This window comes from Citrobacter freundii complex sp. CFNIH2, from assembly GCF_002880615.1.
GTDB classification, from domain to species: Bacteria; Pseudomonadota; Gammaproteobacteria; order Enterobacterales; family Enterobacteriaceae; genus Citrobacter_A; species Citrobacter_A amalonaticus_F.
In genome coordinates this window covers 4,361,307-4,382,602 of sequence record NZ_CP025757.1, presented here as the reverse complement: position 1 = coordinate 4,382,602, position 21,296 = coordinate 4,361,307, and the positions used below count along the sequence as shown (strand labels likewise).

14 protein-coding genes, 1 tRNA gene, 3 rRNA genes and 1 pseudogene are annotated in these 21,296 nt (G+C 54.5%); 7 read left to right on the top strand and 12 right to left on the bottom strand.

Annotation, left to right across the window (positions count from 1 at the left end; all coding sequences use genetic code 11):
• Window positions 1–13: 13 nt before the first annotated feature.
• Window positions 14–193: a type II toxin-antitoxin system CcdA family antitoxin gene (locus WM46_RS26685; RefSeq protein WP_262360407.1), complete on the bottom strand. Its 180-nt coding sequence runs from the start codon at window positions 191–193 to the stop codon at window positions 14–16.
• Between the two features lie 38 nt (window positions 194–231).
• Here WM46_RS26685 and WM46_RS26430 point away from each other — a divergent pair, with 38 nt between their 5' ends.
• The 4 genes from WM46_RS26430 (at window position 232) to pepE (ending at window position 1,910) form a co-directional block, all read left to right on the top strand.
• Complete coding sequence (locus WM46_RS26430) at window positions 232–447, top strand: hypothetical protein (RefSeq protein WP_187394518.1); 216 nt, start codon at window positions 232–234, stop codon at window positions 445–447.
• Window positions 448–521: 74 nt separating this feature from the next.
• Window positions 522–839, top strand: a complete 318-nt coding sequence (locus WM46_RS21385) for a type II toxin-antitoxin system RelE/ParE family toxin (RefSeq protein WP_102603869.1) — start codon at window positions 522–524, stop codon at window positions 837–839.
• Window positions 832–1,110, top strand: coding sequence for an addiction module antidote protein (locus tag WM46_RS21380; RefSeq protein WP_102603261.1), 279 nt, complete (start codon window positions 832–834; stop codon window positions 1,108–1,110). Before WM46_RS21385 ends, WM46_RS21380 begins: the two co-directional genes overlap by 8 nt.
• Window positions 1,111–1,220: 110 nt before the next feature.
• Window positions 1,221–1,910, top strand: a complete 690-nt coding sequence (gene pepE / locus WM46_RS21375; RefSeq protein ID WP_102603260.1) for a dipeptidase PepE — start codon at window positions 1,221–1,223, stop codon at window positions 1,908–1,910.
• Window positions 1,911–1,994: 84 nt separating this feature from the next.
• Here pepE and WM46_RS21370 read toward each other — a convergent pair whose 3' ends face one another.
• Window positions 1,995–3,626 (bottom strand): Na/Pi cotransporter family protein, encoded by a 1,632-nt coding sequence (locus tag WM46_RS21370; RefSeq protein ID WP_102603259.1) that lies wholly within the window; start codon window positions 3,624–3,626, stop codon window positions 1,995–1,997.
• A gap of 57 nt (window positions 3,627–3,683) precedes the next feature.
• On the opposite strand from WM46_RS21370, the pseudogene WM46_RS26895 reads away from it, so the two are divergent.
• A pseudogene (locus WM46_RS26895) lies at window positions 3,684–3,773 on the top strand (hypothetical protein); the annotation flags it as partial.
• Between the two features lie 120 nt (window positions 3,774–3,893).
• Here WM46_RS26895 and WM46_RS21365 read toward each other — a convergent pair.
• Window positions 3,894–4,295: a hypothetical protein gene (locus tag WM46_RS21365; RefSeq protein WP_187394410.1), complete on the bottom strand. Its 402-nt coding sequence runs from the start codon at window positions 4,293–4,295 to the stop codon at window positions 3,894–3,896.
• A 130-nt stretch (window positions 4,296–4,425) separates the two neighbouring features.
• Window positions 4,426–8,109 carry a methionine synthase gene (gene metH / locus WM46_RS21360; RefSeq protein WP_102603257.1) on the bottom strand — a complete coding sequence of 1,228 codons (3,684 nt, stop codon included), beginning with the start codon at window positions 8,107–8,109 and terminating at the stop codon, window positions 4,426–4,428.
• A gap of 193 nt (window positions 8,110–8,302) precedes the next feature.
• Here metH and iclR point away from each other — a divergent pair, with 193 nt between their 5' ends.
• Complete coding sequence (iclR, locus tag WM46_RS21355) at window positions 8,303–9,127, top strand: glyoxylate bypass operon transcriptional repressor IclR (protein WP_102603256.1); 825 nt, start codon at window positions 8,303–8,305, stop codon at window positions 9,125–9,127.
• Window positions 9,128–9,239: 112 nt separating this feature from the next.
• Here iclR and aceK read toward each other — a convergent pair whose 3' ends face one another.
• The 4 genes from aceK to metA all read right to left on the bottom strand — a co-directional run bounded on the left by aceK (window position 9,240) and on the right by metA (window position 15,328).
• The gene (aceK, locus tag WM46_RS21350; protein ID WP_102603255.1) at window positions 9,240–10,964 is read right to left on the bottom strand and encodes a bifunctional isocitrate dehydrogenase kinase/phosphatase; all 1,725 of its coding nucleotides are present in this window, start codon (window positions 10,962–10,964) and stop codon (window positions 9,240–9,242) included.
• 102 nt (window positions 10,965–11,066) lie between these two features.
• Window positions 11,067–12,371: an isocitrate lyase gene (gene aceA, locus WM46_RS21345; protein ID WP_061077941.1), complete on the bottom strand. Its 1,305-nt coding sequence runs from the start codon at window positions 12,369–12,371 to the stop codon at window positions 11,067–11,069.
• A 157-nt stretch (window positions 12,372–12,528) separates the two neighbouring features.
• On the bottom strand, window positions 12,529–14,130 hold the full coding sequence (gene aceB / locus WM46_RS21340) for a malate synthase A (RefSeq protein ID WP_102603254.1): 1,602 nt from the start codon (window positions 14,128–14,130) through the stop codon (window positions 12,529–12,531).
• A gap of 268 nt (window positions 14,131–14,398) precedes the next feature.
• Entirely contained in the window at window positions 14,399–15,328 is a 930-nt protein-coding gene (gene metA / locus WM46_RS21335) for a homoserine O-succinyltransferase MetA (protein ID WP_102603253.1), read from the bottom strand.
• A gap of 156 nt (window positions 15,329–15,484) precedes the next feature.
• Between metA and WM46_RS21330 the strand changes: the two genes are divergently transcribed.
• Window positions 15,485–15,934 (top strand): acetyltransferase, encoded by a 450-nt coding sequence (locus WM46_RS21330; RefSeq protein WP_102603252.1) that lies wholly within the window; start codon window positions 15,485–15,487, stop codon window positions 15,932–15,934.
• Window positions 15,935–16,066: 132 nt separating this feature from the next.
• Here WM46_RS21330 and rrf read toward each other — a convergent pair.
• The 4 genes from rrf to WM46_RS21310 form a co-directional block, all read right to left on the bottom strand.
• A 5S ribosomal RNA gene (gene rrf, locus WM46_RS21325) occupies window positions 16,067–16,182 on the bottom strand.
• 198 nt (window positions 16,183–16,380) lie between these two features.
• Window positions 16,381–19,286: ribosomal RNA gene (locus tag WM46_RS21320) — 23S ribosomal RNA — on the bottom strand.
• Between the two features lie 196 nt (window positions 19,287–19,482).
• Window positions 19,483–19,558, bottom strand: a tRNA-Glu gene (locus tag WM46_RS21315).
• Between the two features lie 85 nt (window positions 19,559–19,643).
• Window positions 19,644–21,185, bottom strand: a 16S ribosomal RNA gene (locus WM46_RS21310).
• The 16S, 23S and 5S rRNA genes sit together here with 1 tRNA gene alongside, the layout of an rRNA operon.
• Between the last annotated feature and the right edge of the window lie 111 nt (window positions 21,186–21,296).

Sequence of the window (21,296 nt, the reverse complement as noted above, 5' to 3'; positions counted from 1 at the left end):
ACGACGTCATGAATTAAAACGGTCGTTGGCACTCACTGAAAGAACCATGCTCATCAACCCACAGACTGATACTATCAATTGATTTTTGGTTCTCTCTTAACCATCGTTCCTGGTCATTCTTTCCTGCCGTCTCAGAAACTTTATCCCCTGATAAACGGCCCCCTTCGCCTTCGATTTCGTCTGAAATATCCATCGTGTCTTTCCTTAACATCCCGAAAAATATCCTGATTAATGACGCAGTTCGGAGGCAAACAACTGCTGATCGGCTTTCGTTTCCAGCAGCGCCAGCGCGGGAATCAACTGGCATACGCTCTCATTGCTGATGACGATCGCCCCCGTTTACCCATCATTGCCTCACTTGCCACGATCTTTTTCCCTCACCGTTCCGGCGCATTCGCTCAATACTGCGAGGCGCTTTCCCGTTTTCTCTACCCGCCATTTATTTGAGTACCCGATTTACATTAGCCTTTCCGTTCTGCTTGCAAATCAAGGTTGTAGTTTATAAAATACAAAGGAAAAGTATCGTGGAAATACTTCAAACGGCGGTCTTTCAGCGCTGGGAACAAAGTCTGAGGGATCGCAGAGCAAAAACACTCATTGCTTCGCGTCTGTTTCGTCTGGCAAATGGATTACCAGGCGATGTTAAACCCGTTGGCGAAGGTATCAGCGAATTGCGTATCCACCATGGACCCGGTTACCGGATTTACTTCAGGCAGCAAGGAAATGTCATCATCGTTTTGCTCTGTGGTGGCGATAAAAGCTCGCAAACAAAAGATATTGTTCTCGCCAAAGCCATTGCCAATTCACTGGATTATCAGGAGCTCGCCAACCATGACTAAGCTTACGCACTACGATCCCGCCGCTGCATTGGTTGATGACGAAGAGATGACCGTGTTTATGGCGGAGGCCCTGGAAACCGGTGACGCGACTTATATCGCAAAGGCGTTAGGCGTCGTGGCCCGTGCAAAAGGGATGGTGAATATTGCGGCGGAAACGGGTTTATCACGCGAGCAGCTTTATCGTTCATTCAGCGAGAAAGGCAACCCGACGCTGAAAACCACGCTGGCAGTGATGAAGGCGCTGGGAATCAGCCTCACCGTTAAAAAATGAATTTGCCTTTCCACAATCCCCTTCCAACATCGTGAGCCATGTCAGTAAGGCGCGACACTGTCAGTGGTACATTATCGCGTTTTGTAATTTTCTGATTTCACGGAGAAATGATGGAACTGCTTTTATTGAGTAACTCGACGCTGCCAGGTAAAGGCTGGATGGAACACGCGCTGCCGCTGATTGCGGAACAGCTGAATGGTCGCCGCTCAGCGGTATTTATTCCGTTCGCGGGCGTGACCCAGACCTGGGATGAGTACACGGAAAAAACAGCAGCGATCTTCGCCCCCATGGGCGTCAAGGTGGTGGGCATTCACCGCGTCGCCGATCCGCTGACGGCAATTGAAAATGCGGAAGTGGTGATCGTCGGCGGGGGGAATACCTTCCAGTTGCTGAAAGAGAGTCGAGAACGCGGGTTGCTGGCACCGATTGTTGACGTGGTTAAACGCGGGGCGCTGTACATCGGCTGGAGCGCGGGTGCGAACCTCGCCTGTCAGACCATCCGCACCACCAACGATATGCCGATTGTCGATCCGAAAGGTTTTGATGCGCTGGGCCTGTTCCCGCTGCAGATTAACCCACATTTCACCAACGCGCTGCCGGAAGGCCATAAAGGCGAAACGCGTGAACAGCGTATTCGCGAGCTGCTGGTTGTCGCGCCAGAGCTGACGGTGATCGGTCTGCCGGAAGGGAACTGGATTAAAGTGAGCAAAGGTCAGGCGGTACTTGGCGGCCCGAACACCACGTATATTTTTAAAGCAGGCGAAGACGCGGTTGCCGTTGAGGCGGGTCACTGCTTTTAACCGACGTTGCCAAATGGCGGCGTAAACGCCTTATCCGGCCTACAAATTGCGTTCATTGTAGACCGGATAAACGCCGCGTTATCGTTAATAATCATCCCGCTCGTCGTCTTCGTCCGGCTGTTCCAGCACGCTGTAAGCCACGGAACAGAACAACGAGTTCAGACGCTGCATATCGCCCAGTAACCCCAGATGCAGGGAACTGGTCTCGATACTTTGTACGTTCTGCTGATGCAGACGATCAACGTGCGCATGCGAGTAACGACGATTCAGGATCCGGAAACGATGTTTGCTGCGACGCAACCGCCGGGCGCTGGTCACGTCGCCGGAGAAGAACACCGACATCGCCAGTTGCAGATTGCTGAGCAGTTGGTCGAAGAGCGCATCCAGCTCTTTTAACCCCTCAATCGAAAACGCCCGCCGCGCCGCCAGCGACTTGTCAGCAATCTCGCTCCCCATGCGCTCCACAATATCCGACGCCTGTTCAAGGTTGAGCGACATTTCGATGATCACCGCCCAGCGGCGCGACTCCTCTTCCGCCAGTTCCTCTTTCGGCATCCGCGCCAGATAGAGTTTGATGGCGGTGTAGAGCACGTTGATGTCATCCGCTATTTTGCGCAGCTCTTTCTCTTCACGCGGCTCGCCGTGCATTACCTTCTTCAGCCCTTCCATCATCTGTTCCATCGCATCGCCGATGCGCAGCGCCTCGCGGGCGGCATTGGCCAGCGCAAGGGTTGGCGTATCCAGCGCGCTGACGTCCAGATGCTTCGGCTTGAGATGCGCATCCAGCTCCGGCTCGTCGCGGATGATGCGCTTACAGAAGCGCGCCATCGGCTCGGCAAAGGGAATCATTGCCAGGCAGCGCACCAGGTTGTAGAAGACGTGGAAATAGATCACCAGCTCGGATTTCGGTAACGGTAGCTCATCCATCAGATTCGCCAGTGGATGGACAAACGGCAGAATAATCAGGCTGCCTACCAGCTTGAACAGCAGGCTGCCGAGCGCCACGCGGCGAGCCGCGGCATTGGCCGCGCTGTTATTGAGCATCGCCAACAGGCCGGAACCGAGGTTGGCACCAATCACCAGACACAGCGCCACCGGGAAGGAGATGATTCCCGCCGCCGTCAGAGTGGCCGTTAACAGCACCGCCGCCAGGCTGGAATAACTGATGATCGCGAACATCGCGCCAATTAACGCATCCAGCATGATATCGCCGGTCAGCGAAGCAAAAATCACCTGCACGCCGTTGGCCTGCGTCATGGGGGTGACGGCCTGGACAATCAGTTCCAGCGCCAGCAGGATCAGGCCAAGGCCGATCCCCACGCGCCCCAGTTGTCCGGCGCGTGACTGTTTACGGCCAAGGAAGAAGATCACACCGATAAAAATCAGCAGCGGTGAGAGCCACGATAAATCGAAGGTGAGGATACGCGCCATCAGCGCGGTCCCCACGTCTGCGCCAAGCACAATCACCAACGCAGGCGTCAGCGCGACAAGATCCTGGGCAACAAACGAGGTGACCAGCATGGTGGTGGCGTTACTGCTCTGCACCAGCGCAGTGACGCCAATTCCCGCGCAGAAGGCGAGTGGTTTCTTTTCGACGCTACGGCTAAGCACGGTACGCAGGCGAGCGCCGAACACACGCATCACGCCAGTACGCACAATATGGGTACCCCAGACCAGCAGGGCGACAGCAGAAAGCAGGTGGAGCAGAGTTAACACGGAATCAGGTACTCCTTATTGTTATAGGTTCCCGGGGCTCATAGCGCCAGCATCATGCCTGATGACGCTGGGCTTATCAGGCCTACAAAGAAGCCCGGTAGGCCGGATAAGGCGTATACGCCGCCATCCGGCAAGCCACGCTCATGAGCCTTCTTCCAGTATAAGGGTTTAAACGCAAGAAAGAGACAGGGTCCCCGGTAAGCCCCCTGTTAGTTGTAAGGAAAGATGACAGTTTCGTGACATCCCGTCGGCAGTTTCCCGCTCACCTCATGCCGAACGTGTGTGATACCACCATAGCGATCCCACTTTGGCGCATTCGGATAAAAGAAATCCGGACAGTGCCAACGCCGCCGAATGGCTGCCGATGAAAGAGAAAAACAGCGGAAACAGGGAGACCGAACTGGTCAGTGATGCAAAGCGTAAAACTTCCTGAATGCCGAGCAGGATATAATTCAGTTTATCTTTAAAAAGAAACAGATATGCGGTGTAGACGAGCGAAATCTTCATCAACACGCCCATGAAGAAGAAGATCTGGATCGCCGCGCCGGGCCCTTCACTCGCCCCAAAAGCGGAAAAGGTGCGGGTGAAATTAACCACATCCGAATAAAAGGGAACGTTGCCCTGACGCATAGACAGCCAGAAATATGCGCCCAGCGCCAGCAGATCCATCAACCCCCAGAATAAGAGAATTTTATGTCGGGTTTTGAACTGGCTAAACATGTTACATGGCCTCCGTTGCCATTGCGTTTCCCACCAGCGCCGCTGAACGGCTCACGCTGGCGGGAGACTCCCGGACCGATCAGTCGGCGTCATAGCCCAGGTTAGGGGCCAGCCAGCGTTCAACTTCAGAAACGCTCATCCCTTTACGGAACGCGTAGTCCTCCACCTGATCGCGCTGAATCTGTGCAACCGCGTAATACTTGCTGTCCGGATGGCTGAAGTACCAGCCGGAAACCGACGCGCCAGGCCACATGGCGAAGGATTCGGTGAGCTTCATGCCGGTGTGCTTTTCCACCTCCAGCAACTGCCAGATGGTGCCTTTCTCGGTGTGCTCCGGACAGGCCGGATACCCCGGCGCCGGACGAATCCCCTGGTAGTTTTCGCGAATCAACTCCTCGTTGCTGAGGTTCTCGTTGGCCGCATAACCCCAGTAGACCTTACGCACGCGCTCATGCAGGTATTCCGCGAAGGCTTCCGCCAGACGGTCGGCAAGCGCTTTCACCATGATCTTGTTGTAATCATCGTGCTGCGCTTCAAACGCATCCGCCAGCGCGTCCTCCTCCAGACCGCCAGTCACCGCAAAAGCACCGATGTAGTCCGCTTTGCCGGACAGCTTCGGCGCCACAAAGTCAGACAGGCAGTAGTTAGCAAAGCCCACTTTTTCAGTCTGCTGACGCAGATGATGACTGACCGTCAGCACGTGCGTTCGCGTTTCATCGCGATAGATTTCGATGTCATCGCCCACGCGGTTTGCCGGGAACAGCCCCACCACACCGCGCGGATTCAGCGCCTTCTCTGCGCTCAGCTTATCCAGCATGTCGTTGGCGTCTTTAAACAGGCGCCTGGCCTCTTCACCCACCACTTCATCTTCGAGGATGCGCGGGTACTTACCGGCCAGCGACCAGGTCATAAAGAACGGCGTCCAGTCGATGTAGTTACGCAGCGTTTCGATGCTGGCTTCAACCTCCTGCACACCCAGACGATGCGCCACTGGCGGGGTATAGCTTTCCCAGTCAAACGCCAGATCGTTTTCACGCGCGGCGGCGAGCGTCACCGGCGGGGTGCGCGGTTTCTTACGCCCATGCTGGATGCGCACGGTTTCATACTCTTTACGGGTACGGGCGACGAAGTCATCGCGTTGGGTATCGGAAAGCAACGCGGCGACCACGCCAACGGTGCGCGAAGCGTTCTGCACATAAACCGTGGGGCCGCTGTAGTTCTGCTCGATTTTCACTGCTGTATGCGCTTTCGAGGTTGTCGCGCCGCCAATCAGCAACGGCATGGTGAAGCCCTGACGCTCCATCTCTTTCGCCACGTTGACCATTTCGTCCAGCGACGGGGTAATCAGCCCGGAAAGGCCGATCAGATCCGCATTCACCTCTTTAGCGGTTCGAAGGATTTTCTCCGCCGGCACCATCACGCCAAGATCGACGATTTCGTAGTTGTTACATTGCAGGACCACACCAACGATGTTCTTGCCGATATCGTGGACATCGCCCTTCACGGTGGCGATGACCATTTTGCCGTTGCTGGACCCTTTCTCTTTACTGGCTTCGATAAACGGTTCGAGATACGCCACCGCCTGTTTCATTACGCGGGCGGATTTCACCACCTGCGGCAGGAACATTTTACCTTCGCCGAACAGGTCGCCGACGACGTTCATACCGTCCATCAGCGGCCCTTCAATCACCTCTATCGGACGGGCCGCCTGCTGACGCGCCTCTTCGGTGTCCTGCTCGATAAACTCGGTGATACCTTTAACCAGCGAGTATTCAAGGCGCTTTTTGACTTCCCAGGTACGCCACTCTGCCAGTTGCGCGTTGGCCGTCTCATCGCTCTTGCTGCCACGGTATCTCTCCGCCAACTCCAGCAACCGCTCAGTGCCGTCATCACGCCGGTTGAGGATCACATCCTCGACCGCATCGCGCAGCTCAGCGGGGAGATCGTCGTAAATCGCCAGTTGCCCGGCGTTCACAATCCCCATGTCCATGCCGTTGCGAATGGCGTAGTAGAGGAACACCGCGTGAATGGCTTCGCGCACCGGGTCATTACCGCGGAACGAGAACGAAACGTTGGACACGCCGCCGGAGATCAGCGCATGCGGCAGCTCGCGTTTGATGTCTTCGCACGCGCCGATAAAGTCCTGCGCGTAGTTATTATGCTCGTCGATCCCGGTTGCGACTGCGAAAATGTTCGGGTCGAAAATGATGTCTTCCGGCGGGAAGCCCACCTCTTCGGTGAGGATCTTGTACGCCCGGCGGCAAATCTCGATTTTACGCGCACGGGTATCCGCCTGGCCCTGCTCATCAAAGGCCATCACCACCACCGCCGCACCGTAGCGACGCAGCAGCTTCGCGTGATGGGTGAAGATCTCAACCCCCTCTTTCATCGAGATGGAGTTAACGATGCCTTTCCCCTGAATACACTTCAGCCCTTTCTCAATGACTTCCCATTTTGAGGAGTCAATCATGATCGGCACGCGCGCAATGTCCGGCTCACCGGCGATCAGGTTGAGGAAGCGCACCATCGCCGCTTCAGCGTCGAGCATCCCCTCATCCATGTTGATATCAATAATCTGCGCGCCGCTTTCTACCTGCTGGCGGGCAACGTCCAGCGCTTCGCTGTATTTTTCTTCTTTGATCAGGCGCTTAAATTTGGCGGAGCCGGTGACGTTGGTACGCTCGCCGACGTTCACAAACAGGCTGTCGTCGCCAATATTCAGCGGTTCGAGACCGGATAAGCGACAGGCCACCGGGATCTCCGGCAATGGGCGCGGCGCCAGTCCCTCGACCGCACGACTCATCGCCGCAATATGTTCCGGAGTGGTGCCGCAGCAGCCACCGACGATATTCAGGAAGCCTGCTTCGGCCCATTCGCGGATCTGCTTTGCCATCGTATCGGCATCCAGATCGTATTCACCGAACGCGTTGGGCAGCCCGGCGTTCGGGTGCGCAGTCACGTAGCATTCAGCAATGCGAGACAGCTCCTGCACATACTGGCGCAGTTCATCCGGCCCCAGCGCACAGTTGAGGCCGAAAGTGAGGGGTTCAGCATGGCGCAGGGAGTTGTAAAACGCCTCTGTCGTCTGCCCGGAAAGGGTACGGCCTGAAGCATCGGTGATAGTGCCGGAAATCATGATCGGCAAGTCGACGCCCAGCGCTTCCAGCTCTTCTTTAACGGCGAAAATCGCTGCTTTCGCGTTCAGCGTATCAAAGACGGTTTCAATTAAAATCAGGTCGCTGCCGCCTTCCACCAGCGCTTTGGTGGACTCGCGATAAGCAGCCACCAGCTGATCAAAGGTAATATTACGGAATGCCGGGTCATTTACATCCGGCGAGATGGATGCGGTCCGGTTGGTTGGGCCGAGAACGCCCGCAACATAGCGCGGTTTTTCCGGGGTACGCGCGGTCCACTCATCGGCACAGGCGCGCGCCAGTTTCGCGGCGGCAAAGTTGATCTCCGCCGACAGGGATTCCATCTGGTAATCCGCCATCGCGATAGGGGTGGAGTTAAAGGTGTTGGTTTCAATAATGTCCGCGCCCGCGTCAAAGTACGCGTTATGAATAGCGGCGATCACCTCGGGCTTACTCAGCACCAGCAGGTCATTGTTGCCTTTCAGGTCGCACGGCCAGTCGGCAAAGCGTTCACCACGGAAATCCTCTTCACTCAGACGGTAGCTCTGGATCATCGTGCCCATGCCGCCGTCCAGCACCAGAATACGTTCATTTAACTGCGCACGCAGTTGTTCAACTTTGCTGCTCACACTTGCTCCCGACAACGCTCAACCAGACCGAAAAAGTCAACAAAACATAGTGGCATAAACAGGGCTGACGGAAAAGCCAACAACAGGCAACATGAGACATGTTCAGCTTCACTCATCCGATCAGTACAAGACTGCTTGCATTATAATTGAATAAAACGAAAATGATTTCCACGATACAGAAAAGGAGTCCGCTATGGTTGCACCCGTTCCCGCCAAACGCGGCAGAAAACCCGCCGCGACAACCGCCCCCGCCGCCGGACAGGTTCAGTCGCTGACCCGTGGACTGAAACTGCTGGAATGGATCGCGGAATCCAACGGCAGCGTGGCGTTGACCGAACTGGCACAGCAGGCAGGTCTTCCGAACTCGACCACTCACCGTTTACTGACCACCATGCAGCAGCAGGGCTTTGTGCGTCAGGTGGGCGATCTTGGACACTGGGCGATAGGCGCGCATGCGTTCATCGTCGGCAGCAGCTTTTTACAGAGCCGCAATTTGCTGGCGATCGTCCACCCGATTCTGCGCAAACTGATGGAAGATTCCGGTGAAACGGTGAATCTGGCGGTGCTGGATCAGAGCGATCATCAGGCGATAATCATTGACCAGGTGCAGTGCACCCAACTGATGCGCATGTCTGCGCCGATTGGCGGTAAGCTGCCGATGCACGCCTCTGGCGCGGGCAAAGCGTTTTTAGCACAGCTGAGTGAAGAACAGGTGACCCAGTTGCTGCACCGCAAAGGGCTGCATGCGTACACCCATGCGACGCTGGTCTCCCCGCTTCATCTGAAGGACGATCTCGCCCAGACCCGCAAGCGCGGTTATTCCTTTGATGATGAGGAACACGCGCTCGGTCTGCGCTGTGTCGCGTCGTGCATTTATGACGAACACCGCGAGCCGTTCGCGGCAATCTCTATCTCTGGCCCGATTTCGCGCATCACAGACGACCGCGTGACCGAGTTTGGCGCGATGGTGATCAAGGCGGCGAAAGAAGTCACGCTGGCGTACGGCGGGATTCGGTAAGCAAAATACCCCTGAGGGGTATTTTCGGTAGGCCTGATAAGCGTAGCGCCATCAGGCAGATCGGCGCACATTGCCAGATGGCGGCGCAATCGCCTTATCCGGCCTACAGGAATCAGGCAAACCGTACGCTGAATCGCTGGCGACGGCGATACGCGTAAACATCTTCGACATGCCCTTCCCGAATACGCGTCTGCAGGCCGCGCCAATAGTCGGCGCTGAACAGGTCGGCGTGCATCTCTTCAAACAGCGGCCCGATTCGCGGGTCAGCGCACAGCCAGTGGCGAAACTCCTCAGGAAACACATCGCCTGGCGACACGCTGTACCATGGCTCACCCGATAGTTCATCTTCCGGGTAGCGCGGCGGCGGAATATGGCGGAAATTCACTTCCGTCATGTAGCAGATTTCGTCGTAATCGTAGAACACCACGCGACCATGACGGGTGACGCCAAAGTTTTTGAACAGCATGTCGCCGGGGAAAATATTGGCGGCGGCAAGCTGGCGAATCGCGTTGCCGTACTCCTCAATCGCATCCCGCAGTTGCTGACCTTCTGCCTGCTCAAGCCAGAGATTGAGCGGCACCATCCGCCGCTCAATATAGAGATGGCGGATGACAATCTGCTCGCCAAGATCGGTCATCTTTTCCGGCACTTCCTCAAGTAACAGCGCCATCAACGCCGGATCGATCTGACGCTTATCCAGCACAAAATTTTCGAACTCCTGGGTATCCGCCATGCGTCCCACGCGATCATGCTCTTTCACCAGTTGATAGCAGGCGCGAACGTGGGCGGCAGACATCTCTTTTTGCGGCGCGAACTTATCTTTAATAATTTTAAAAACCCGGTCGAAGCCCGGCAGCGTAAAGACCAGCATCACCATGCCACGTATGCCCGGCGCTTCAATGAACTGCTCATCGCAGCTGCGCAGATACAATAAATACTCGCGATAGCTCTCGGTCTTCGCATGTTTCTGACAGCCGATCGCCATGTATAACTCGGCGGTGGTTTTTCCTGGCAGGATCTCACGCAGCCATTCCACCAGCGCGGCGGGCAGCGGTGCGTACACCATGAAATAGGAGCGAGCGAAACCGAACACGATACTGGCTTCTGCCGTGGTGGTCAGGCAGGTATCCACAAACAGCTCACCTTCATCGGTGCGATGGATCGGCAGTAAAAAAGGCTGCGTCGCCGTCGGCGTGATGAGTTTACCAACCAGCCAGGCGGCTTTGTTGCGATAAAACAGTTCGTTAGCCACCTGTAGATGGCAGTGTTGCAACGCCTCCTCACCAAAGGTTTCACGCAGATGCATGATGATGTAGTGAATATCGCGCCCTTTGTTCTGCCACGGCAGACGCAACGGCAGATCGCTGAGAATGCGGGTGAGCAGCGGTTCCCAGCCGTGATCGGGGAAGAAATCTTTTGCCAGCGGACGCGGGATCGTCCGGAAACGACGTTCTGGCTGGGAGCTAAAAATAAAGAGCCGCTCGGGAGTGAGCGAGCGGTGGTCAAATAACCGACAATATACGGAGTTAAAAAAGCTCTCCGCAATCTCGAAGCGCGGGTAATCCGGCAGGAGCCCGGTGTAATGCTCTTTTACACGCAGCAAAAACGCGGCGTCGGTAGTTTTGCCGCCAGTGATGCAGCGCAGTTGTTCCACCACCAGACCCACGTGGTGATCGTAGAGGTGAATACGGCTTTTCATCGCCTGCTGCACGGCATGCCAGTCGGCCTGTTCAAAGCGCTGTTGCGCGCCGGAGGTCACTTCCAGAAATCGACCATACTGGGCGTCGAAACCTTGCAAAATCGTCTGAGCAATCAGTAACTCCAGGCCACGTGTCATCGCTTCTCCCCATCCGGCACAACGTCATGCCGGATGGCGCGTTCGCTTATCCGGCCTACATCACTTCGTAGGCCCGGTAAGCGCAGCGCCACCGGGCATTAATCAAAACTGCGATTCTTCGGTCGAGCCGGTCAGCGCGGTCACCGAGGAAGTGCCGCCCTGAATGATGGTGGTGACTTTATCGAAGTAGCCTGTACCCACTTCCTGCTGATGGGACACGAAGGTGTAACCGTCTTTAGCCGCCGCAAATTCTGGCTGCTGTACCTTCTCAACATAGTGGCGCATGCCTTCACCCTGCGCATAGGCGTGCGCGAGGTCGAACATGTTGAACCACATGCTGTGAATGCCCGCCAGGGTGATGAACTGGTACTTGTAGCCCATATCGGACAACTGCTGCTGGAAGCTGGCGATGGTCTTATCGTCCAGATTCTTCTGCCAGTTGAATGACGGCGAACAGTTGTAGGCCAGCAGTTTGCCTGGGAATTTCGCATGAATAGCATCGGCAAAGCGCTTCGCCAGTTCCAGATCCGGCGTGGAGGTTTCACACCACACCAGATCGGCATACGGGGCGTAGGCCAGACCACGGCTGATCGCCTGCTCAATGCCGGCATGGGTACGAAAGAATCCTTCACTGGTGCGCTCGCCGGTAATAAATTCGCTGTCGTACGGGTCACAGTCGGAGGTGATCAGATCCGCCGCATCCGCATCGGTACGGGCAATCACCAGCGTCGGTACCCCCATGACGTCTGCCGCCAGACGCGCAGCCACCAGTTTCTGAATCGCTTCCTGAGTGGGCACCAGCACTTTGCCGCCCATGTGACCGCATTTCTTCACCGAGGCCAGCTGATCTTCGAAGTGAACAGCCGCTGCACCGGCTTCAATCATCGATTTCATCAGCTCAAACGCATTCAGTACGCCGCCAAACCCGGCTTCCGCATCGGCGACGATCGGCAGGAAGTAATCCACATAGCGCGGATCGTTGGGTTCAATACCGCTGGACCACTGGATCTGATCCGCACGGCGGAAGGTGTTGTTGATCCGATCTACCACTGCCGGGACAGAGTTCGCCGGATAGAGCGATTGATCCGGGTACATGCTGGACGCCAGGTTCGCATCCGCCGCGACCTGCCACCCCGACAGATATACGGCTTCGATACCCGCTTTCGCCTGCTGCAACGCCTGACCGCCGGTCAGCGCGCCGAGGCTGTTGATATAACCTTTCTTCGATTCGCCGTGCAGCAGACGCCACATTTTGGCCGCGCCCAGCTGCGCCAGCGTGCATTCCGGGTTAACCGAGCCGCGTAATTTCACCACTTCTTCCGCGCTGTACGGGCGACGGATGCCTTCCCAGCGCGGTTGTGTCCATTCTTTCTGTAACGCTTCGATCTGTTGGGTACGGGTTTTCATGTGCAGATGCTCCATATTATTCTCCTGGCTTCCCAGGCGTTATTGGTGAAGGCAGTTTGGTCACGGGAAGCCGCGCAAAAACCGGAACGTACTTATAGTACGTGAGGATTTTGAGCACTGCCCGGGGCCAAAATGGCGAACAAAATAGCCTGGGCATTTACGCCAGCAGGCGGTAGCCTGGCAATGTCAGGAAATCGATTAATTCGTCAGAGGTGGTGATTTGTTCCATCAGGCGCGCGGCATCATCAAAACGGCCGTTGCTGTAGCGGTGTTCACCCAGTTCGTCCTGGATGACCCGCATCTCTTCAGCCAACATCTGGCGGAACAGCGCTTTAGTGACCGGCTTGCCGTTGCTCAGGGTTTTCTCGTGATGGATCCACTGCCAGATTGAAGTACGGGAGATCTCCGCCGTCGCCGCATCTTCCATCAGGCCATAAATCGGCACGCAGCCGTTGCCAGAGATCCACGCTTCGATGTATTGCACCGCAACGCGAATATTGGCACGCATCCCCTCTTCCGTACGCTCGCCTTCACATGGCGCCAACAATTGTTCTGCGGTAATCGGCGCGTCTTCATCACGGGTCACAAACAGCTGGTTTTTGTTCTCGCCGAGCACCTCGTTGAAGACCGCCATCGCGGTATCCGCCAGTCCCGGATGCGCAATCCACGTGCCGTCGTGGCCGTTATTAGCTTCCAGCGCTTTATCCGCTTTCACCTTGCTGAGCACCTGATTGTTGCGTTCAGCGTCTTTGCTTGGAATGAATGCCGCCATACCGCCCATCGCGAAGGCGCCACGTTTGTGACAGGTTTTAATCAGCAGACGCGAATAGGCGCTAAGGAAAGGCTTATCCATCGTCACCACCTGGCGGTCCGGCAGAACGCGATCCGGATGATTCTTCAGCGTTTTGATATAGCTGAAGATGTAATCCCAGCGCCCGCAGTTCAGACCGACAATATGGTCACGCAGCGCGTGCAGGATCTCGTCCATCTGGAACACGGCCGGCAGGGTTTCAATCAGCAGCGTGGCTTTAATCGTGCCGCGCGGCAGATTGAAACGATCTTCGGTATAGCTGAAAACTTCACTCCACCAGGCCGCTTCCTGCCACGCCTGCGTTTTTGGCAGGTAGAAATAGGGACCGCTGCCTTTGGCCAGCAACGCTTTGTAGTTATGGAAGAAATAGAGGGCAAAGTCGAACAGGCTGCCGGGGATCGCTTCACCGCGCCAGGTTACATGTTTTTCCGGCAGGTGCAGGCCACGCACACGGCAAATCAGTAATGCCGGATTAGGCTTCAGCTGATAGATTTTGCCGGCTTCATTGGTGTAGCTGATGGTGCCATTAACCGCGTCGCGCAGGTTGATATGCCCGTCGATCACTTTGCTCCATTCCGGTGCCAGTGAATCTTCGAAATCGGCCATAAAAACCTTCACATTCGCGTTCAACGCATTGATAACCATCTTGCGCTCAACCGGTCCGGTGATTTCGACCCGACGATCCTGTAAATCCTCCGGTATACCGCGAATCTTCCAGTTATCGTTTCTAATGGAAACAGTTTCCGAAATAAAATCAGGCAATATACCGTTGTCGATATCCTGCTGCTGCTGGATACGAGCCGCGAGCAGCTTATTGCGCTTCGCCGTAAAGCGAGCCACCAGTTCAGTGAGAAATTCGACCGCTTCATCGGTCAGGATCTGCTTCTCCGGCTCACCATGGGGCCTCGTGAAGATCAATTCATCGGTAGTCGTTGCCTGTTGATTCATTCTGTAACTCCTCGTCATTGATAACAAAGCATTCCCAATGCGAACGAAGGATCGTTGTGCGCTTTTCGTTCAGCACAACTAAGACTACTCATTTAAATTTCAAAATCAAAAACAATTTCCATTTTTAATTTAATTATCAATTAACCTATTGATAACAATAAAAATAAAGTTTAATCACAAGTTGAAGTGCATTTCGGAAATAAAAAAGGCACCCGAAGGTGCCTGATTCAATATGCTGAAACGCTTTAGGATCGTCAGCGACAGACGATTAATCCAGCGTTGGATTCATGTGACGCAGATCATATGGCGTGATCTGGTAGACGTAATAGTTGAGCCAGTTGATGAACAGCAAATTACCGTGGCTTCGCCAGGTGGCACGAGGCTTGTTCTGGGGATCGTTTTTCGGGAAATAGTTGTATGGAACGTCGGGGTTTAATCCGGCGTCTACATCGCGGAAATATTCGCTGCCCAATGTGTTGGCGTCATATTCCGGATGGCCCGTGACAAACGCAATGCGTTTATCTTTGCTGGCAAACAGATAGGCATCCCCGTTCTCACTCTCGGCGAGGATCTCAAGATCGGTATAGTCACGAATCAACACTGACGGGAAGTCAGCGTAGCGTGAATGCGGGGCCAGAAACGAATCATCAAAACCCCGCGTCAACAGCGCATGAGGGTGAAGAATATGATGCTCATAAACGCCAGAGAGCTTATCGGTGCGGGTCTGTTTCGGAATACCGTAGAGGATGTTGAGTGCGGCCTGGACCGCCCAACAGACAAACAGCGTTGAGGTGACATGATCTTTCGCCCACTCCAGCACCTGTTTGATCTGTGGCCAATAGGCAACGTCATTGAACTCCACCAGACCCAGCGGTGCGCCGGTGACAATCAGGCCATCGAAGTTCTGATCGCAGATATCCTCAAAGTTACAGTAGAAGTTGTTCAGATGCTCGGCTGGCGTATTACGCGACTCACGGGCATCAATGCGCAGTAACTGTACATCCACCTGCAGCGGAGAGTTCGACAGCAGCCGCAAAAACTGATTTTCCGTTTCGATTTTCTTCGGCATCAGGTTGAGGATAAGCACCTTTAGCGGACGAATTTCCTGACCTGACGCGCGGGAAGTCGTCATGACAAAGACGTTTTCCTCACGCAAGAAATTGACGGCGGGTAGCTCGTCCAGCACGCGAATCGGCATAACCTGATAACCTCACTACATACGTTTAAACGTTTAGACATCCAGATAGCTGAAGATACCCAGAAATCACGTCAATGTCGAGCCTGCATGTTAAAGGTGAGAAAGTTTCACGACGACAAATACGTTAGAATATAAGCATAACGAAAAGGAGAGAGTATGGTTATTAACATACGCCGATCGCGGCATGATGAAGGGGAAAAACTGATTGCGATCTGGTGTCGGTCGGTCGACGCCACGCATGATTTTCTGTCTAAAGAGTACCGCATCGAGCTGGAAGAACTGGTCCGCTCGTTTTTACCCGAAGCCCCTTTATGGGTTGCCGCTAATGAGCAGGATGAACCCGTCGCATTTATGTTGCTCACTGGAGATCATATGGATGCGCTGTTTGTGGATCCCGACGTCCGGGGTTGTGGCGTGGGTAAGCTGTTGATTGAGCATGCGCTTTCGCTAGTGCCCACGTTGACGACTAATGTGAATGAACAGAATGAGCAAGCCGTTGGATTCTATAAGAAGATGGGATTCTGGGTAACGGGGCGCGCAGAGGTCGATGATCTTGGACAGCCATATCCGTTATTGCATTTGCATTACCAGGCTGCCTCGTCCTGACGGTAGGCCGGATAAGGCGAAGCCGCCATCCGGCGTTCTGCTGGATGGCGCTGTCTTATCAGCACCAGCCACTGGCTTACTACAGACGCAAAAAAGCCCATCCGTCAGGATGGGCTTCTTCACTTATTTGATGCCTGGCAGTTCCCTACTCTCGCATGGGGAGACCCCACACTACCATCGGCGCTACGGCGTTTCACTTCTGAGTTCGGCATGGGGTCAGGTGGGACCACCGCGCTACAGCCGCCAGGCAAATTCTTTTGTGCTCAGTACGCAATATTTTATCGCATCAGCTGCGCTGGCTGCATTCGTGAACCTCAGTCACATACTCATGTATGCTCCTTCCGTCACTTCATTTGCCGCCCTGCCGCTGCGCAAACTATTGCGCACTACAATCCGGTATCAAACTGAAAATTCTCTCTATTCCGCCAAAACATCTTCGGCGTTGTAAGGTTAAGCCTCACGGTTCATTAGTACCGGTTAGCTCAACGCATCGCTGCGCTTACACACCCGGCCTATCAACGTCGTCGTCTTCAACGTTCCTTCAGGACCCTTAAAGGGTCAGGGAGAACTCATCTCGGGGCAAGTTTCGTGCTTAGATGCTTTCAGCACTTATCTCTTCCGCATTTAGCTACCGGGCAGTGCCATTGGCATGACAACCCGAACACCAGTGATGCGTCCACTCCGGTCCTCTCGTACTAGGAGCAGCCCCCCTCAATTCTCCAGCGCCCACGGCAGATAGGGACCGAACTGTCTCACGACGTTCTAAACCCAGCTCGCGTACCACTTTAAATGGCGAACAGCCATACCCTTGGGACCTACTTCAGCCCCAGGATGTGATGAGCCGACATCGAGGTGCCAAACACCGCCGTCGATATGAACTCTTGGGCGGTATCAGCCTGTTATCCCCGGAGTACCTTTTATCCGTTGAGCGATGGCCCTTCCATTCAGAACCACCGGATCACTAAGACCTGCTTTCGCACCTGCTCGCGCCGTCACGCTCGCAGTCAAGCTAGCTTATGCCTTTGCACTAACCTCCTGATGTCCGACCAGGATTAGCTAACCTTCGTGCTCCTCCGTTACTCTTTAGGAGGAGACCGCCCCAGTCAAACTACCCACCAGACACTGTCCGCAACCCGGATCACGGGCCTACGTTAGAACACCAGCCATTAAAGGGTGGTATTTCAAGGTTGGCTCCACACGAACTGGCGTCCGCGCTTCAAAGCCTCCCACCTATCCTACACATCAAGGACCAGTGTTCAGTGTCAAGCTATAGTAAAGGTTCACGGGGTCTTTCCGTCTTGCCGCGGGTACACTGCATCTTCACAGCGAGTTCAATTTCACTGAGTCTCGGGTGGAGACAGCCTGGCCATCATTACGCCATTCGTGCAGGTCGGAACTTACCCGACAAGGAATTTCGCTACCTTAGGACCGTTATAGTTACGGCCGCCGTTTACCGGGGCTTCGATCAAGAGCTTCTCCGCGAGGATAACCCCATCAATTAACCTTCCGGCACCGGGCAGGCGTCACACCGTATACGTCCACTTTCGTGTTTGCACAGTGCTGTGTTTTTAATAAACAGTTGCAGCCAGCTGGTATCTTCGACTGATTTCAGCTCCACGAGTAAATCGCTTCACCTACGTATCAGCGTGCCTTCTCCCGAAGTTACGGCACCATTTTGCCTAGTTCCTTCACCCGAGTTCTCTCAAGCGCCTTGGTATTCTCTACCTGACCACCTGTGTCGGTTTGGGGTACGATCTGATGTTACCTGATGCTTAGAGGCTTTTCCTGGAAGCAGGGCATTTGTTGCTTCAGCACCGTAGTGCCTCGTCATCACGCCTCAGTGTTAAAGTGAACCGGATTTACCTGGAACACACACCTACACGCTTAAACCGGGACAACCGTCGCCCGGCCAACATAGCCTTCTCCGTCCCCCCTTCGCAGTAACACCTGGTACAGGAATATTAACCTGTTTCCCATCGACTACGCCTTTCGGCCTCGCCTTAGGGGTCGACTCACCCTGCCCCGATTAACGTTGGACAGGAACCCTTGGTCTTCCGGCGAGCGGGCTTTTCACCCGCTTTATCGTTACTTATGTCAGCATTCGCACTTCTGATACCTCCAGCATGCCTCACAGCACACCTTCACAGGCTTACAGAACGCTCCCCTACCCAACAACACTTAGTGTCGCTGCCGCAGCTTCGGTGCATGGTTTAGCCCCGTTACATCTTCCGCGCAGGCCGACTCGACCAGTGAGCTATTACGCTTTCTTTAAATGATGGCTGCTTCTAAGCCAACATCCTGGCTGTCTGAGCCTTCCCACATCGTTTCCCACTTAACCATGACTTTGGGACCTTAGCTGGCGGTCTGGGTTGTTTCCCTCTTCACGACGGACGTTAGCACCCGCCGTGTGTCTCCCGTGATAACATTCTCCGGTATTCGCAGTTTGCATCGGGTTGGTAAGTCGGGATGACCCCCTAGCCGAAACAGTGCTCTACCCCCGGAGATGAATTCACGAGGCGCTACCTAAATAGCTTTCGGGGAGAACCAGCTATCTCCCGGTTTGATTGGCCTTTCACCCCCAGCCACAAGTCATCCGCTAATTTTTCAACATTAGTCGGTTCGGTCCTCCAGTTAGTGTTACCCAACCTTCAACCTGCCCATGGCTAGATCACCGGGTTTCGGGTCTATACCCTGCAACTTAACGCCCAGTTAAGACTCGGTTTCCCTTCGGCTCCCCTATTCGGTTAACCTTGCTACAGAATATAAGTCGCTGACCCATTATACAAAAGGTACGCAGTCACCCCATAAAGAGGCTCCCACTGCTTGTACGTACACGGTTTCAGGTTCTTTTTCACTCCCCTCGCCGGGGTTCTTTTCGCCTTTCCCTCACGGTACTGGTTCACTATCGGTCAGTCAGGAGTATTTAGCCTTGGAGGATGGTCCCCCCATATTCAGACAGGATACCACGTGTCCCGCCCTACTCATCGAGCTCACAACACATGCGGTTTTGTGTACGGGGCTGTCACCCTGTATCGCCGGCCTTTCCAGACCGTTCCACTACCACACATGCTGATTCAGGCTCTGGGCTGCTCCCCGTTCGCTCGCCGCTACTGGGGGAATCTCGGTTGATTTCTTTTCCTCGGGGTACTTAGATGTTTCAGTTCCCCCGGTTCGCCTCGTTAACCTATGTATTCAGTTAACGATAGTGCAACGAATTGCACTGGGTTTCCCCATTCGGACATCGCCGGCTATAGCGGTTCATATCACCTCACCGGCGCTTTTCGCAGATTAGCACGTCCTTCATCGCCTCTGACTGCCAGGGCATCCACCGTGTACGCTTAGTCGCTTAACCTCACAACCCGAAGATGTTTCTTCCGATTCATCATCGTGATTGCGAAAATTTGAGAGACTCGAACACACCATTAACGGTGTGTCGTTTCAATTTTCAGCTTGATCCAGATTTTTAAAGAGCAAATATCTCAAACATGACTCTGAAGTCAGTTTTGAGATATTGAGGCAGGTGACTTTCACTCACACAAACCAGCAAGTGGCGTCCCCTAGGGGATTCGAACCCCTGTTACCGCCGTGAAAGGGCGGTGTCCTGGGCCTCTAGACGAAGGGGACACTGAAGTCTCAATCGCAAGACGCCTTGCTATTCACTTTTCATCAGACAATCTGTGTGGGCACTGCAAAGGCAGGTTCTTTAAGGTAAGGAGGTGATCCAACCGCAGGTTCCCCTACGGTTACCTTGTTACGACTTCACCCCAGTCATGAATCACAAAGTGGTAAGCGCCCTCCCGAAGGTTAAGCTACCTACTTCTTTTGCAACCCACTCCCATGGTGTGACGGGCGGTGTGTACAAGGCCCGGGAACGTATTCACCGTGGCATTCTGATCCACGATTACTAGCGATTCCGACTTCATGGAGTCGAGTTGCAGACTCCAATCCGGACTACGACATACTTTATGAGGTCCGCTTACTCTCGCGAGGTCGCTTCTCTTTGTATATGCCATTGTAGCACGTGTGTAGCCCTGGTCGTAAGGGCCATGATGACTTGACGTCATCCCCACCTTCCTCCAGTTTATCACTGGCAGTCTCCTTTGAGTTCCCGGCCGGACCGCTGGCAACAAAGGATAAGGGTTGCGCTCGTTGCGGGACTTAACCCAACATTTCACAACACGAGCTGACGACAGCCATGCAGCACCTGTCTCACAGTTCCCGAAGGCACCAATCCATCTCTGGAAAGTTCTGTGGATGTCAAGACCAGGTAAGGTTCTTCGCGTTGCATCGAATTAAACCACATGCTCCACCGCTTGTGCGGGCCCCCGTCAATTCATTTGAGTTTTAACCTTGCGGCCGTACTCCCCAGGCGGTCTATTTAACGCGTTAGCTCCGGAAGCCACTCCTCAAGGGAACAACCTCCAAATAGACATCGTTTACGGCGTGGACTACCAGGGTATCTAATCCTGTTTGCTCCCCACGCTTTCGCACCTGAGCGTCAGTCTTCGTCCAGGGGGCCGCCTTCGCCACCGGTATTCCTCCAGATCTCTACGCATTTCACCGCTACACCTGGAATTCTACCCCCCTCTACGAGACTCAAGCCTGCCAGTTTCGAATGCAGTTCCCAGGTTGAGCCCGGGGATTTCACATCCGACTTGACAGACCGCCTGCGTGCGCTTTACGCCCAGTAATTCCGATTAACGCTTGCACCCTCCGTATTACCGCGGCTGCTGGCACGGAGTTAGCCGGTGCTTCTTCTGCGGGTAACGTCAATGGCTAAGGTTATTAACCTTAACCCCTTCCTCCCCGCTGAAAGTACTTTACAACCCGAAGGCCTTCTTCATACACGCGGCATGGCTGCATCAGGCTTGCGCCCATTGTGCAATATTCCCCACTGCTGCCTCCCGTAGGAGTCTGGACCGTGTCTCAGTTCCAGTGTGGCTGGTCATCCTCTCAGACCAGCTAGGGATCGTCGCCTTGGTGAGCCGTTACCTCACCAACAAGCTAATCCCATCTGGGCACATCCGATGGCAAGAGGCCCGAAGGTCCCCCTCTTTGGTCTTGCGACATTATGCGGTATTAGCTACCGTTTCCAGTAGTTATCCCCCTCCATCGGGCAGTTTCCCAGACATTACTCACCCGTCCGCCACTCGTCAGCAAAGCAGCAAGCTGCTTCCTGTTACCGTTCGACTTGCATGTGTTAGGCCTGCCGCCAGCGTTCAATCTGAGCCATGATCAAACTCTTCAATTTAAGTTTGATGCTCTTAGAATTAAACGTCGTAATGAATTACGTGTTCACTCTTTGAGACTTGGTATTCATTTTTCGTCTTGCGACGTTAAGAATCCATGTCACTCTGAGTGC

What these genes read in the sequence shown, in the direction of transcription:
- aceB (WP_102603254.1), bottom strand. Translation starts at nt 14,130, where the DNA reads ATGAATCAACAGGCAACGACTACCGATGAATTGATCTTCACGAGGCCC.
- WM46_RS21330 (WP_102603252.1), top strand. Translation starts at nt 15,485, where the DNA reads ATGGTTATTAACATACGCCGATCGCGGCATGATGAAGGGGAAAAACTG.
- aceK (WP_102603255.1), bottom strand. Translation starts at nt 10,964, where the DNA reads ATGACACGTGGCCTGGAGTTACTGATTGCTCAGACGATTTTGCAAGGT.
- metA (WP_102603253.1), bottom strand. Translation starts at nt 15,328, where the DNA reads ATGCCGATTCGCGTGCTGGACGAGCTACCCGCCGTCAATTTCTTGCGT.
- WM46_RS21365 (WP_187394410.1), bottom strand. Translation starts at nt 4,295, where the DNA reads ATGGATCTGCTGGCGCTGGGCGCATATTTCTGGCTGTCTATGCGTCAG.
- iclR (WP_102603256.1), top strand. Translation starts at nt 8,303, where the DNA reads ATGGTTGCACCCGTTCCCGCCAAACGCGGCAGAAAACCCGCCGCGACA.
- WM46_RS26430 (WP_187394518.1), top strand. Translation starts at nt 232, where the DNA reads ATGACGCAGTTCGGAGGCAAACAACTGCTGATCGGCTTTCGTTTCCAG.
- WM46_RS21380 (WP_102603261.1), top strand. Translation starts at nt 832, where the DNA reads ATGACTAAGCTTACGCACTACGATCCCGCCGCTGCATTGGTTGATGAC.
- aceA (WP_061077941.1), bottom strand. Translation starts at nt 12,371, where the DNA reads ATGAAAACCCGTACCCAACAGATCGAAGCGTTACAGAAAGAATGGACA.
- pepE (WP_102603260.1), top strand. Translation starts at nt 1,221, where the DNA reads ATGGAACTGCTTTTATTGAGTAACTCGACGCTGCCAGGTAAAGGCTGG.
- WM46_RS26685 (WP_262360407.1), bottom strand. Translation starts at nt 193, where the DNA reads ATGGATATTTCAGACGAAATCGAAGGCGAAGGGGGCCGTTTATCAGGG.